Source organism: Cucumibacter marinus DSM 18995, from assembly GCF_000429865.1.
GTDB classification, from domain to species: Bacteria; Pseudomonadota; Alphaproteobacteria; order Rhizobiales; family Devosiaceae; genus Cucumibacter; species Cucumibacter marinus.
Window position 1 is genome coordinate 369,203 of sequence record NZ_KE386979.1, and the last position, 13,701, is coordinate 382,903.

The window sequence follows — 13,701 nt, forward strand, 5'->3', positions numbered from 1 at the left end:
GTGGCAATCAATCGCTTTCAAGCAATCAGTCCTTTTCCAGTTCGGCTCGAAGCTCTTCGCGCAGTTCCTTTTTCGACAGCTTGCCGATCAAGGTCTTGGGCAGTTCATCGCGGAACAGGATCATCCGGGGCATCTCGACGCGGGAGATGTGTTCGGCGAGGAAGCTTTTCATGGCCTCCTCGGTCTGGCGCGCTCCATCGGCAAGCTTGACGAAGGCGACGGGTACTTCGCCCTTTTCCGGATCGCTCATGCCGACAACGTTGCATTCCTCGACATCGGGGTGGTGGTAAAGCGCGTCCTCGATGTTCTTGGGATAAACGTTGAACCCGTTGACGATGATCATGTCCTTGATGCGGTCGACCAGGAACAGGTGGCCGTCCTCATCGACATAGCCCACATCGCCGGTCCGGAACCATCCGTCGACAAAGGACTCGGCGTTTGCCTTGTCGTTCTCATAGTAACCGAGCATGAGTTGAGGCCCCTTGACCAGCAGCTCGCCGCGCTCGCCGATCGACACCTGGCGGGTCGGGTCCTCAAGGTCGACGAACTTCACATCGGTTGCCGGGAAGGGCATGCCGATAGAGCCGGGTTTGAACTCTGTATGCACCGGTCCGCAGGTCACCACCGGGGAACACTCGGTCAGGCCGTAGCCCTCGACCACACGGCCGCTGCCGGTGCGTTTTTCAAAGGCCTCGCGGGTCTCCTTGGGCAGGGCGGCGCCGCCGGACACACAGAAGGTGAGGCAAGAAAGATCCTCCTTCTTCGACATTGGGTCGGTCATCAGCCGGTGCGTAAGGCTCGGCACGGCGATCAGCATGTTGGGCTTCTTGCGCCGCAACAGGGCCAGGGTGTCCTTGAGGTCGAAACGCGGGAGCATGATCAGCTCCATACCGTTGACGAGACCGGCGTTGAGGATCGTGGTCATGGCAAAGATATGGAAGAATGGGATGATCGAGACGATCTTGGCCCTGGGGTTGTATTCGCCGACGCACCACATATCGATCTGGGACACATTGGCCGAAATATTGGCATGGCTCAGCATCGCGCCCTTCGGCAGGCCAGTGGTGCCGCCTGTGTATTGCTGGACCGCGACATCCTTATCGACGTCGAGTGCTGCGGGTTCGGCCTTATGATTGGCGGCGATCAAATCATCGAAATGACGGACGCGGTCAGCGATTGGCGACTTTGCCGGATTGCTGACATCACCAGACTTGAACAGGCGGTAGAGGATGGATTTCAGCGTCGGCAGGATGTTGGCGAAAGGGCAGACGACGACCGTTTCGATCGCACCTTCCTCGACCAGCGTTTCGGCTTTTTCAAACAGCATCTTGAGGTCGAGGGTCACGACGATGTCGGCCTTGGCATTGCCAACGATGTGGCTCAGCTCCTTGACGGTGTAAAGCGGGTTGCAGTTGACCACCGTGCCGCCGGCCAGCAGCACCGCATAATAGGCAAAGACGTAATAGGGTGTGTTGGGGAGCAGCAAGGCGACGCGGGAGCCCTTCTTGACGCCGAGTTCCTTTTGCAATGCACCGCACAATTGTTCAGTGCGTTCCCAGATCGTTTTGAAGCTGGTTTCCGCGCCAAGGAAATCAAGCGCAGGCTTGTCACCATACTTCTGGCAGGCATTCCTGACGCGTTCCGTGATGGGAGAAGTGTCAATCTGTGCGAAGAAATCCAGCTCAGGGGGATAGTTCTTCACCCACGGGCGGTGTGTGTCATCATCGGGGTCGGGGCGCTTGTTGTCGTGCCCGTCGCGGGCAGGCTGGCTTCGCTCGGTGGTCATTGACGCTCCTTTCGAAACGCGCAGAGAGAGGATAATTGTGCCATTGATTGACGTTAACGTCAATTGAACGACTTATCCAAGAGAGCTCCCCGAAATGTGATCCACAATATGCAAGGGTTTTCGTAGGAAATGGAGGCGATTTTTCCCAGAAAACCAGCATTTGTGAAACTATGGCAGTGTGGTTGACATATAAGGCAATGGATTGACCCACAGATTTCGCTGTGGCATGACAAGCCTGCCTGCTGCCGTGGTCGCAGGCCGTGACCTGTGTGCCGGAGCTATCTGTTCTGCACCGTGCGCGGTGAAGCCAGGAACCGACACCGGTTCCCTATTACCGGGTTTTCCGGAGGCCCTTATGATCCTCTTTCTCACCCTTCTCACCATTGCCGTTCTTGTTGCTCTCGCCATGCTTGAGGTGCCTCTTCTCGTCTGGGGTGCGGTCATCCTGGCGCTCGGCGCAGTCACGCAATTGCTGACCGGTGGCGGTACCGTCGGATGGGTGCTGGCCCTTATCCCGGGCGCTGTGCTGCTTCTGGCCGGCGTGCCGTTCATTCGCCGTCAGGTTGTCAGCGCGCCGGTCTATCGCGCGGTCAAGAAGATCCTGCCCCGGGTTTCGCGCACAGAGCAGGAGGCTCTTGATGCCGGCACTGTCGGCTGGGATGCAGAGCTGTTCTCAGGCCGCCCGGACTTCACCAAGCTCAGAGCTGTGCGCAAACTCGATTTGACCGAAGAAGAGCGCGCTTTCCTCGAAGGGCCGACTGAAGAACTCTGCCGGATGATCGACGATTGGGATGTCCGGCATAATCGCGCCGACCTGCCGCCCGAGGTCTGGTCATACATGCGCAAGAACAAGTTTTTCGGCATGTTGATCGGCAAGGAGTGGGGCGGGCTCGGGTTTTCGGCGCAGGCCCAGTCGATGGTGGTTTCCAAGATCACCTCGCGCTCGGCCTCGGCCGGTATCACGGTCATGGTGCCCAACTCACTGGGCCCGGGCGAATTGCTCGAGAAATACGGCACGGACGGACAGAAAGAGAAATACCTGCGCCGCCTTGCGGAAGGCGATGAAATCCCGTGCTTCGCACTCACCGGCCCGCATGCCGGTTCGGACGCAGCGGGCATGCGCGATGTCGGCGTCGTCTGCGAAGGCGAATTCGAGGGCGAAAAAGTTCTCGGGGTCAGGCTCAACTGGCAGAAGCGCTACATCACGCTGGGGCCGGTGGCGACGTTGCTCGGCCTCGCGTTCAACCTGCATGACCCGGACAATCACCTCGGCAAGGGCGAAAATGTCGGTATCACGCTGGCGCTCATCCCGACGGACCATCCGGGTGTCGAGATCGGGCGGCGGCATTTCCCGGCGCGGTCGGCGTTCCAGAACGGGCCCAATAGCGGCAAGGACGTCTTCATCCCGCTCGACTGGATAATCGGGGGAACCGACTATTGCGGCCAGGGCTGGCGCATGCTGATGGAGTGTCTGTCTACGGGCCGTGCCATTTCGTTGCCGGCAGTGGGCACGACTTCGGTCAAGGGCGCGCTGCGCACGACTTCGGCCTATGCGCGAATTCGGCGCCAGTTCAATATCCCAATCGGGATCATGGAAGGGGTGGCCGAGCCGCTCGGGCGACTGGTGAAGAATGCCTATCAGTTCGAAGCGGCGCGGGCGGTGACCGCCGGCATGGTTGACGATGGCCAGAAGCCGTCGGTGATTTCGGCGCTTCTCAAATACCGGGCGACCGATGCCATGCGGAACGGGCTCAATGATGCGCTCGATGTGCATGGTGGTCGCGGGGTGTGCGACGGGCCGTCGAATTATCTGTTTGCCGGATACCAGGCGACGCCGGTGGCGATCACCGTCGAAGGCGCCAACATCCTCACTCGGACTCTCATTACCTTTGCGCAGGGCGCGCTGCGGGCGCATCCCTATCTCTATAAAGAGATCCAGGCTGCGCAGGAGGCCGATGAGGCCAAGGGCATCAAGGCGTTCGACAAGGCGTTTGCGGGTCACACAGGCTTCATGCTGCGCAATATCGTGACGAGCTTTGCGCACAATTTGACGCTTGGGCGCTTTGCCCGCTCGGGGGGTGGCGAGAACCAGCACTGGTACCGCCAGCTTCACCGCTACAGCCAGTCCTTTGCGCTCGTCGCGGACTGGGTGGTTGTGGTGCTGGGTGGCGATCTCAAGCGCAAACAGCGGATTTCCGGGCGGATGGCCGATATCCTGTCCGACCTTTACCTGCTCTCGACCGCGCTCAAGCGGTTTGAGGACGACGGTGCCATCGCCGAGGATCAGCCGATTATCGATGCGATTGCGCGCGACCGGATTGCGGCGATCGAGAAGAGCTTCCACGAAGTCTTTGTCAACTTCCCCAACCCCTGGCTGCGGGCCGCTATGCGGGTTCTGGTGTTCCCGCTTGGTCGTCGCGCCAAGGGCTCAAGCGACCGCGAAAACTACAGGCTGGCCCGCGCCATGCTGAAGCATTCGGCGCAGCGCGACAGGCTGACCCGCGACATCTTCATCTCCTACGATCCGGCCGACCCGACCGGGCTCCTGGAGGATACGCTCAAGAAGGTCGAGGCGGCGGAAGAAGCGGAGACCAAGCTGATCAAGGCGATCCGCAAGGATGTCGTGACCCGCCGTCTCGATCGCGACGTCATCGAGGACGCGGTCCAGGCCGGGGTGCTGACGCCGGAGGAGGCCAAGCTCGTGCGTGCCGCCGACGAGGCGACCGAAAAGGTGATCCAGGTCGACGATTTCGCGCCGGATGCCCTCAGGCGCGAGGTCGCCCGTGACGAGGCGAAGCCCAAACCGGCCAAGCGGCGCGCGGCGTCGGCTGCCGAATAACCACCCAACGATCTGTTCAAGGAGTGAAGGCGTGGCTCAGCCCCAGCTGCCCAAGACCAAACATTGGCGGTTTTCAATCGATGTGGAACGGATCGGTTGGCTTGAGCTCGATACGGCGGGCAGCCCCGTCAATGTGCTCGGCCAGGAAGTTCTGACCGAACTGGAAACGCTGGTGCGCCGGATCGAGGACCTGATCGCGTCCGACGAGCTCATCGGCGTCGTCATGATGTCGGGCAAGGCCAACGGGTTCTGCGCGGGGGCCGATGTGCGCGAGTTCGATGCCATGTCGGACCCGGCCGTACTGCCCGAGGCGTTGCGGCGCACCCATGCACTGTTCGAGCGGATCGAGAAGCTGCGCGCGCCCATCGTGGCCGTGATCAGCGGGTTCTGTCTCGGGGGCGGTCTCGAATTGGCGCTGTCTTGCCATTACCGGGTCGCCGTCAAGGACAAGAGCACCAAGATCGGCTTTCCCGAGGTCAAGCTCGGGCTGTTTCCGGGCTTTGGCGGCACGGGTCGGTCTATCCGCCTGGCCGGACCGGTGGCGGCGATGACCGCGATGCTGACCGGCAAAGCTTATTCCGCGGGCGCGGCGCGCGGCATGGGGCTGGTCGACAGGCTGGTGGCGCATCCGGATATGCTGCGCTGGGCCGGACGCAGGGCGGTGATCAGGAAATCTCGGGCCAGGCCCGCCGGCTTCCTCAAACGCCTGCCGGCCCTGGGGCCGCTGCGTGGCATGACCGCAAACAAGATGCGCGAGCAGACCGCGAAGAAGGCCAATCCGAAGCACTATCCGGCGCCACACACGCTCATCGATCAGTTCGAAAAGTTCGGCGATGATCCGCGGGCCTTCATGCGGGCCGAACTCGAGCATTTCCCCGCACTTATGGAATCCGAGACGGCTGGCAATTTGCGGCGCGTTTTCTTCCTGTCCGAAAAACTCAAGGAACAGGGCGTCAAGGGCAAGGACAAGCCGGTATTCCGGCGCGTGCATGTGATCGGCGCGGGGGTGATGGGCGGCGATATTGCGGCCTGGTGCGCCTATCGCGGCATGGCGGTAACCTTGCAGGATCTCGACTTGAAGAGCATCGAGCCGGCCCTCAAGCGCGCCAAGAAGCTGTTCAGGAAACGCTACAAGACACAGCGTGAGGTCGACGCCGCGATGGCCCGGCTGATCCCCGATGTCGATGGCAAGGGCGTCGGCCGCGCCGATGTGGTGATCGAGGCGATCGTTGAAAAGCTCGAGGTCAAGCAGAAGGTCTTTGCCGGAATCGAAGACAAGCTCAAGCCCGGGGCGATCCTTGCCACCAACACCTCCTCGATCAAACTCGAGGACATTGCAAAGGGTCTGAAATCGCCGGAGCGACTGATCGGCCTGCATTTCTTCAACCCGGTCGCCCAATTGCCGCTTGTCGAGGTCATCCAGGCCAAGACGAATTCGGATGAGGCGGTGCGGACCGGTTGCTCCTTTGCGCTGGCAATCGCCAAGAGCCCGGTGGTCGTGAAGTCCGAGCCCGGCTTTCTCGTCAACCGGGTGCTGATGCCCTACATGATGGGCGCGGTGAACCGGGTGGAGAAGGGCGAGAACCCGGTCGTGATCGACAAGGCTGCAGTCGCCTTCGGCATGCCGATGGGGCCGATCGAGCTGATCGACACGGTCGGGCTCGATATCGGCAAGGCGGTGGCTGAAGAGCTGGGCCATGCGGTGCCCGATGGATCGCGGTTCGCCAAACTGGTCGAGGCCGGGAAGCTGGGCCGTAAATCGGGTGAAGGCTTCTACACCTGGGAGAAGGGCAAGGCCCAGAAACCCGAAGCCCCCGACAGGTCAGGGCTCAACGACCTTGGCCGCGAGCTCGTCAAGCCGTTGGTCGATGAATGCGAGAAATGCGTCGCTCAAGGCATAGTCGCCGATGAGGGACTGGCGGATATCGGCGTGATTTTCGGAACCGGATTTGCACCGTTCCTGGGCGGGCCCCTGAAGGCCCGCGCGGACGGCAAGGCGTAGGGGAGAGTGATGAGCGAAAAGACCTTGCGCAGAGTGGCGATTGTCGGCGGAACGCGGATCCCGTTCTGCCGCGCCTATTCAGGCTATATCGAGGAATCCAACCTTTCCATGCTCAGCGCTGCCTTCACCGGCCTGTCGCAGAAATATGGTCTCAAGGGCGCGCATATCGATGAGGTGATGGCGGGCGCGGTGCTCAACCAGTCACGCGACTTCAACCTGGCGCGCGAGGCCGCGCTCAATGCCGGATTTGCACCGACGACCCCAGGCACGACCCTGCAGATCGCCTGCGGGACATCCCTGCAGGCGGCATTGACCATCGGCGCCAAAATCGCGACCGGGGAAATCGAAAGCGGCATTGCCGGGGGATCGGACACGGTCAGTGACAGCCCGATCGTGTTCGGGGACAAGTTTGCTCACCGCCTGATGGCGGTCAATCGCGCCAAGTCCATGGGCGACAAGCTGAAGGCCATGAAAGGTTTCTCCTTCGGCGAGCTGGCGCCCGTCGCGCCCTCGACCTCGGAACCGCGCACAGGTCTGTCCATGGGCGAGCATTGCGAGCTGATGGCCAAAGAATGGGGCATTACCCGCGAAGCGCAGGACGAGTTTGCCCATCAAAGCCACGTCAATGCCGCAGCCGCCTATGAAGAAGGGTTTCACGACGATCTGGTCGTGCCGCATGCCGGCATCTTCGCGGACAACAATATCCGGCCCGACACGACGCTCGAGAAGATGGCGAGCCTCAAGCCAAGCTTCGACAGGCATTCGGGCAACGGGACGCTGACAGCGGCGAACTCGACGCCACTTACAGATGGTGCCTCCGCGGTGCTGCTGGCGAGCGAGGAATGGGCGCGGTCACGCGGTTTACCGATAGTTGGTTATTTGCGGGCCGGGGCCGTTTCCGCGAACGATTTCGCGCATGGTGACGGATTGTTGATGGCACCGACCATCGCGGTTTCAAACTTGTTGCGCAGGGAAGGGCTCGAGTTTGCAGATTTCGATCTCTTCGAGCTGCACGAGGCCTTTGCGGCGCAAGTTCTGTGCACGCTCAAGGCCTTTTCCGACAAGAAATATAACCGTGACGTGCTGGGACGCGACAAAGTTCTGGGGAAAATCGATCCCACACGTCTTAACGTTAAAGGATCGAGCCTCGCATATGGTCACCCGTTTGCTGCAACCGGTGCGCGTATTCTCGCGCACACCGCGAAGCTTGTGCATGAAAATAGTAGTTCGCGCGCATTGATTTCGGTTTGTACGGCGGGTGGCATGGGTGTTGCCGCAATTGTGGAGAACGCCGCGCAATGAGCGCTTGCAAAAGGGTTTTAGGCGGGGATACGCTCGCCTTCGACAACATCCGGTTGTGATGGCCGGGTGCAACCAGACCTGACTATTCTTCGCGCTGACAAGAAGGAATTCGGGTTTATTTCGTCGTCTAACAGGGAGAGAGACCTAATGAAACTCACTAAACTTCTGACAGCGGCGACCGTCGCTGCGGGCCTGGCGTTTACCGCCGTACCCGCGCTTGCGGTCACGCTCAACCTGCACAACGGTGCCGAGCCGCGTTCGCTCGACCCGCAGAAAGTTTCGGGTAACTGGGAAGACCGCCCGGTGTCCGATTACATCGAAGGTCTGATGACCATCGATGCGTCCGGCCAGCCGATCCTCGGCCAGGCTGCGTCCTATGAAATCTCCGAAGACGGCACCGTCTACACCTTCAAGATCCGTGACGACGCGAACTGGAGCGACGGCGAGCCCGTGACCGCCCAGGATTTCGTGCTCGGCTATCAGCGTCTTGTCGATCCGCAGACCGCCTCGGAATATGCGTATCTTCAGTACGTCGTTAAGAACGCTGCTGAAATCAACAATGGCGAAATCGAAGATCTCGATCAGCTCGGCGTCAAGGCCATCGACGACAAGACCCTTGAAATCACGCTCAACGAGCCGACCCCGTTCTTCCTCGATGCGCTGACCCACTACACCGCCTATCCGAACCCCAAGCACGTCTATGACGAAGTGGGCGACGACTGGACCCGTCTTGAGAACCTGGTCGCCAACGGCCCGTACAAGGTTGTCGAGTGGGTGCCCGGCTCCTATCTGCGTTCGGAAAAGAACGACGCCTATTACAATGCAGACAACGTCCAGATCGACGAAGTGTACTACCACATCCTCGAAGATCAGGCCGCTGCGCTGAACCGCTATCGCGCTGGCGAGTTCGACATTCTGACCGACTTCCCGGCCGACCAGATCGACTTCCTGAATGCCAACTATCCGGGTGAAGCCCACGTGGCCCCGTTCCTGGGCGTTTACTACTACGTGGTGAACCAGATGGACGGTAAGATCCTGGCCGACGAGAACCTGCGCAAGGCTCTGTCGATCTCGATCAACCGCGAAGTGATCGGGCCGGACGTGCTCGGCACCGGCGAACTGCCGGCTTACGGCTGGGTCCCGCCGGGGGTCTCCAACTACAAGGGCGAACAGTACATGCCTGCGTGGGCCTCCGAGGACTATGCGGATCGTGTGGAAGAAGCCCGTCAGATCATGGCTGATGCCGGCTACACTCCGGATAACCCGCTGAAGCTGCAGCTTCGCTACAACACCAATGACAACCACCAGCGCATTGCTGTGGCGATCTCCGCCATGTGGAAGCCGATCGGTGTTGAAGTCGAACTGTTCAACTCGGAAACCCCGGTGCACTACGACGCGCTGGAATCGGGTGACTTCACGATTGGCCGTGCTGGCTGGATCATGGACTATGATGATGCCATCAACATGCTCGACCTTCTGAAGACCGGCGTCGGCAACAACTACGGTCGTTATTCCAACGCGGAATTCGACGCGCTGCTCGACAAGTCGGCCACTCAGACCGATCTGGAAGCCCGTGCGGAAACCCTGCACGCAGCCGAAAAGATCGCCATGGACGAGTTCGGCGTCATTCCGATTTACTACTATGTGTCGAAAAACGTGGTCGATCCGTCGATCTCGGGCTTCGAGGACAATGCCAAGGACCGGCACCTGGTCATGTACATGTCCAAATCCGAGTAATCGGTTCAATCTCTCGATGCCGCGGCCGGATTTCCGGCCGCGGTATCGGTTCGGCCCGGGTGTGCTGACGACTTCTCGCCGCCCGCCGATCATCAAGGTGCAACGTCATGCTCAACTACACCTTCAGGCGGTTGCTGACCGCCATACCGGTGGCGTTCATCGCCATTACGGTGTGTTTTTTCATTCTGCGGCTGGCGCCTGGCGGACCGTTTGACGGTGAACGCGCGCTGCCCGCCGAAATCCTGCGAAACCTGAGAGCCCACTACAGCCTCGATCAGCCGCTGATCGTGCAGTACTGGATGTATGTGTCCTCGCTGCTGCAGGGCGACTTCGGGCCCTCGATGGTGATCCAGGACTTCACGGTTTCCGAATTGCTGGCGATTGGCCTGCCGTTCTCGCTGATGCTGGGTTTCACCGCCTTTGTGCTGGCAACCGGTATCGGCATCATCGCCGGTATGGTCGCTGCGGTCAGGCAGAACCAGTGGCCGGACTACGTGCTCGTTCTCACGGTGATGCTGGGGATCATCATACCCAACTTCCTGATGGCGAACCTGTTGCAGCTCGCATTCGGGGTCTATCTCGACTGGTTCCCCGCAGGCGGTTTCGTCAACGGCTCGATCCACCACCTCGTGCTACCGATTACCGTGCTGGCCTGGCCGCACGCCGCGCGGGTGTCGCGGCTGATGCGCGGGTCGATGATCGAGGTACTGGGCACCAACTATGTGCGCACGGCCAAATCCAAGGGTATCGGCGAACGGCTGGTTCTGGTGCGACACGCGATCAAGCCCGCCCTCATTCCCGTCGTTTCCTATCTCGGGCCGGGGCTGAGCTACCTTCTCACGGGTTCGCTGGTCGTTGAACAGATCTTCAGCCTGCCCGGTATCGGCAAATACTTCATCACGGCCGCGCTCAACCGGGATTACGGCCTGGTTCTGGGTACGACCGTTCTGTACATGGGCATCATCATCGCGCTCAACCTTCTGGTTGACCTCGTTTATGCGTGGCTCGATCCGAAAGTGAGGTACCGCTGATGGCCGGCATTACTGGCAAGGACGTGGTCCTCACGGATTACGCCAAGAAGCTTGAAACCCTCGATGCGCCCAAGGGCCGTTCGCTCACGCAGGACGCGCTTCGACGCCTGTTCGCCAACAAGGCAGCACTGGTTTCGATCTTCCTTCTCACGGGCCTGGTCCTGATTGCATTCTTCGGGCCGTACTTCCTGCCCTGGAGCTATGATGCGGTGGACTGGAGCAATATCCGCAAGCCGCCAAATTTCGAGGCAGGCCATTATTTCGGCACCGACCAGAACGGGCGTGACCTGCTGGCGCGTGCGATGCAGGGCACGCAGATGTCGATCATCGTGGCCGTGGTCGCGACTTTCGTTTCGGTTGTGATCGGCGTCGTCTACGGCGCGGCTTCGGGCTATTTCGGCGGTCGGGTCGATGCGGTCATGATGCGCTTCGTCGACATCATGTATGCATTGCCCTACATCCTGTTCGTGATCATCCTGGTGGTGATCTTCGGGCGCTCTCCGGTACTGCTGTTCGTGGGGATCGGGGCGATCGAATGGCTGACAATGGCGCGGATCGTGCGCGGCCAGACCTTGTCTCTCAAGGAACGCGAGTTCGTTGAGGCGGCTCGGGCCGGCGGGGCAAGACCCTTCACCATTATCATGCGTCACATCGTGCCCAATCTGACCGGGCCGGTGGTGATCTATGCGACGCTGACCATTCCCGAAATCATCATTACCGAGAGCTTTCTGTCCTATCTGGGGCTCGGCGTGCAGGAGCCGCAGACTTCGCTCGGCACTCTGATCTCCAATGGTTCCCAGGTGGCCGAAGCCATGCCGTGGCTGCTGATCTTCCCGGCCATCATCCTGGTGACCATGCTGCTGTGCCTGACCTATCTGGGCGACGGCCTGCGCGATGCTCTCGATCCGAAGGACCGTTAAGTCATGACGGACGTACTCAAAATCGAAAATCTGTCGGTGGAGTTCCAGCTCCCCGACGGTGTTGTCGAGGCCGTGCGCGACCTCAACTTCACCCTGAGGGAAGGGGAAACGCTCGCGGTTGTCGGCGAGAGCGGCTCGGGCAAGAGCCAGGCGTTTCTCGCGATCATGGGGCTTCTGGCCAAGAACGGCCGGGCAAAGGGCTCGGCGAAACTGGGCGATGTCGAACTGGTGGGCATGCCGCCCAGAAAGCTCGACAAATATCGGGGCAAGGACATTGCCATGATCTTCCAGGATCCGATGACTTCGCTCAACCCGACCCTGCGGCTCGACCAGCAGCTTTCCGAGGTGCTGGTGGAGCATCAGGGCATCGAACACAATGCGGCGGTCAAGGCCGGCATCGAGATGCTGGAGAGGGTCGGGATTCCCGAACCGGCCAAGCGTGCCCGGCGCTATCCGCATGAGCTTTCCGGCGGCATGCGGCAGCGTGTGATGATCGCGATGGCACTCTTGTGCCGGCCCAAGGTGCTGATCGCGGACGAACCGACGACCGCGCTCGACGTCACCGTGCAGGCGCAGATGCTGGACTTGTTCAAGGATCTGACTACCGATCTGGGAACGGCACTTGTGCTGATTACCCACGACCTTGGCGTCGTTGCCGGCATCGCCGACCGCATGATGGTGATGTATGGCGGGCGTGCGGTTGAGAAGGGCACGACGGACGAGTTGTTCTACGACCCGCGACACCCCTATACGCTGGGTTTGCTGCACTCCACGCCGCATGTGGAACAGAAGGGGAAACGGCTCGACCCTATCCGCGGCCTGCCGCCCAATCTCGAACATCTGCCCCAGGGCTGCTCGTTTAATCCGCGCTGCGCTTTTGCGTTCGACAAGTGCCGACAGGAGCGCCCGCCCCTCGAACGGTTCGACGCCAACCGGAGCCGGGCGTGCTTCTATGACGGTGAGATGAGCTATGAAAAGGCGGCCAACGAATGAATGCCGTAACCGACAACAAGACACCGCTGCTCGAGGTCAAGGACCTCGACAAGATCTTCTCGATCTCGACCGGGCTGTTTTCGCGTCCCGCCGAGCTCAAGGCCCTCGAAGCCATCGATTTCACGCTCTATCAGGGTGAAACGCTCGGGGTTGTGGGGGAATCGGGTTGTGGCAAGTCGACGCTGGGACGCTGTATTCTCCAGCTCCTGCCGCCCGACAATGGCCAGGTTTTGTGGCTGGGTAATGATCTCAATGCGATCAGCAACGAGGAAATGCGCAAGCATCGCCGTGACCTGCAGATCATTTTCCAGGATCCGCTAGCCTCACTCAATCCGCGCATGACCGTGGGTGAGATCATTGCCGATCCGCTCCGGACACTGGCGCCGGAAATCGGCCGCAAGGAGCGCCGTGCGCGTGTCGTGCGGATGATGGACGCCGTGGGCCTGCTGCCGGAGATGATCAACCGTTACCCGCACGAATTCTCGGGCGGGCAGGCGCAGCGCATCGGCATTGCCCGGGCGCTGATCACCGAGCCGAAGCTGATCGTTTGCGACGAGCCGGTATCCGCGCTCGATGTGTCGATCCAGGCGCAGATCCTCAACCTGTTGGCGGACCTCAAGGATCAGTTCAATCTGACCTTGATGTTCATCAGCCACGATCTGTCTGTGGTTCGGCATGTCTCGGATCGTATTCTGGTGCTCTATCTCGGTCGCATGGTCGAACTGGCCGCCGGGGACGAGCTCTACGATGATCCCAAGCATCCCTACACGCGGGCTTTGTTGACGGCGGTGCCGCTGCCAGACCCGAAGCTGGCCAGGGGCCGCTCGATCGAGGGTCTGGTCGGGGAGTTGCCTTCTCCGATCAATCCGCCCTCGGGCTGCACCTTCCGCACGCGCTGCCGCTATGCCAATGAGCATTGCGCGCAAGTGGTGCCGGGTCTCGACAGCATACCGGGCGGGCGCTTCGTGCGTTGTCACCGTTGGGAAGAGATCGACAAGGGCGAAGTCGAGCCGCGCGACATGTCCGTCGTCGGCAGCTGGGCGTAAGAAATCATTGCCCGATGACGGGCGGCAGACAGGCCGCCGCCCGCC

General features: G+C 60.8%; 9 protein-coding genes. 8 read left to right on the forward strand and 1 reads right to left on the reverse strand.

The window, feature by feature from the left end; translation table 11 throughout:
- Nucleotides 1-25: 25 nt before the first annotated feature.
- Nucleotides 26-1,786, reverse strand: coding sequence for a long-chain-fatty-acid--CoA ligase (locus G489_RS21310; RefSeq protein ID WP_081691652.1), 1,761 nt, complete (start codon nt 1,784-1,786; stop codon nt 26-28).
- Between the two features lie 355 nt (nt 1,787-2,141).
- On the opposite strand from G489_RS21310, the gene G489_RS21315 reads away from it, so the two are divergent.
- The 8 genes from G489_RS21315 (at nt 2,142) to G489_RS21320 (ending at nt 13,656) form a co-directional block, all read left to right on the forward strand.
- Nucleotides 2,142-4,625 (forward strand): acyl-CoA dehydrogenase, encoded by a 2,484-nt coding sequence (locus G489_RS21315; protein ID WP_051332781.1) that lies wholly within the window; start codon nt 2,142-2,144, stop codon nt 4,623-4,625.
- Nucleotides 4,626-4,656: 31 nt separating this feature from the next.
- Nucleotides 4,657-6,627 (forward strand): 3-hydroxyacyl-CoA dehydrogenase NAD-binding domain-containing protein, encoded by a 1,971-nt coding sequence (locus G489_RS0117410; protein ID WP_051332782.1) that lies wholly within the window; start codon nt 4,657-4,659, stop codon nt 6,625-6,627.
- Between the two features lie 9 nt (nt 6,628-6,636).
- The gene (locus G489_RS0117415) at nt 6,637-7,929 is read left to right on the forward strand and encodes an acetyl-CoA C-acetyltransferase (RefSeq protein ID WP_029042589.1); all 1,293 of its coding nucleotides are present in this window, start codon (nt 6,637-6,639) and stop codon (nt 7,927-7,929) included.
- Nucleotides 7,930-8,076: 147 nt separating this feature from the next.
- Nucleotides 8,077-9,666 (forward strand): peptide ABC transporter substrate-binding protein, encoded by a 1,590-nt coding sequence (locus G489_RS0117420; protein ID WP_029042590.1) that lies wholly within the window; start codon nt 8,077-8,079, stop codon nt 9,664-9,666.
- A gap of 107 nt (nt 9,667-9,773) precedes the next feature.
- A complete protein-coding gene (locus G489_RS0117425) occupies nt 9,774-10,697 on the forward strand; it encodes an ABC transporter permease (RefSeq protein WP_029042591.1) in 924 nt (307 codons plus the stop codon).
- A complete protein-coding gene (locus tag G489_RS0117430) occupies nt 10,697-11,617 on the forward strand; it encodes an ABC transporter permease (RefSeq protein WP_155889436.1) in 921 nt (306 codons plus the stop codon). The genes G489_RS0117425 and G489_RS0117430 overlap by 1 nt, the downstream gene beginning before the upstream one ends.
- A 3-nt stretch (nt 11,618-11,620) precedes the next feature.
- Nucleotides 11,621-12,610, forward strand: coding sequence for an ABC transporter ATP-binding protein (locus G489_RS0117435; protein WP_029042593.1), 990 nt, complete (start codon nt 11,621-11,623; stop codon nt 12,608-12,610).
- Entirely contained in the window at nt 12,607-13,656 is a 1,050-nt protein-coding gene (locus tag G489_RS21320) for an ABC transporter ATP-binding protein (RefSeq protein WP_051332783.1), read from the forward strand. Before G489_RS0117435 ends, G489_RS21320 begins: the two co-directional genes overlap by 4 nt.
- Nucleotides 13,657-13,701 lie beyond the last annotated feature (45 nt).

Bases quoted from the DNA above. Each gene is read 5' to 3' on its own strand.
- G489_RS21310 (WP_081691652.1), bottom strand. From the start codon at position 1,786: ATGACCACCGAGCGAAGCCAGCCTGCCCGCGACGGGCACGACAACAAG.
- G489_RS21315 (WP_051332781.1), top strand. From the start codon at position 2,142: ATGATCCTCTTTCTCACCCTTCTCACCATTGCCGTTCTTGTTGCTCTC.
- G489_RS0117415 (WP_029042589.1), top strand. From the start codon at position 6,637: ATGAGCGAAAAGACCTTGCGCAGAGTGGCGATTGTCGGCGGAACGCGG.
- G489_RS0117420 (WP_029042590.1), top strand. From the start codon at position 8,077: ATGAAACTCACTAAACTTCTGACAGCGGCGACCGTCGCTGCGGGCCTG.
- G489_RS0117425 (WP_029042591.1), top strand. From the start codon at position 9,774: ATGCTCAACTACACCTTCAGGCGGTTGCTGACCGCCATACCGGTGGCG.
- G489_RS0117430 (WP_155889436.1), top strand. From the start codon at position 10,697: ATGGCCGGCATTACTGGCAAGGACGTGGTCCTCACGGATTACGCCAAG.
- G489_RS0117435 (WP_029042593.1), top strand. From the start codon at position 11,621: ATGACGGACGTACTCAAAATCGAAAATCTGTCGGTGGAGTTCCAGCTC.
- G489_RS21320 (WP_051332783.1), top strand. From the start codon at position 12,607: ATGAATGCCGTAACCGACAACAAGACACCGCTGCTCGAGGTCAAGGAC.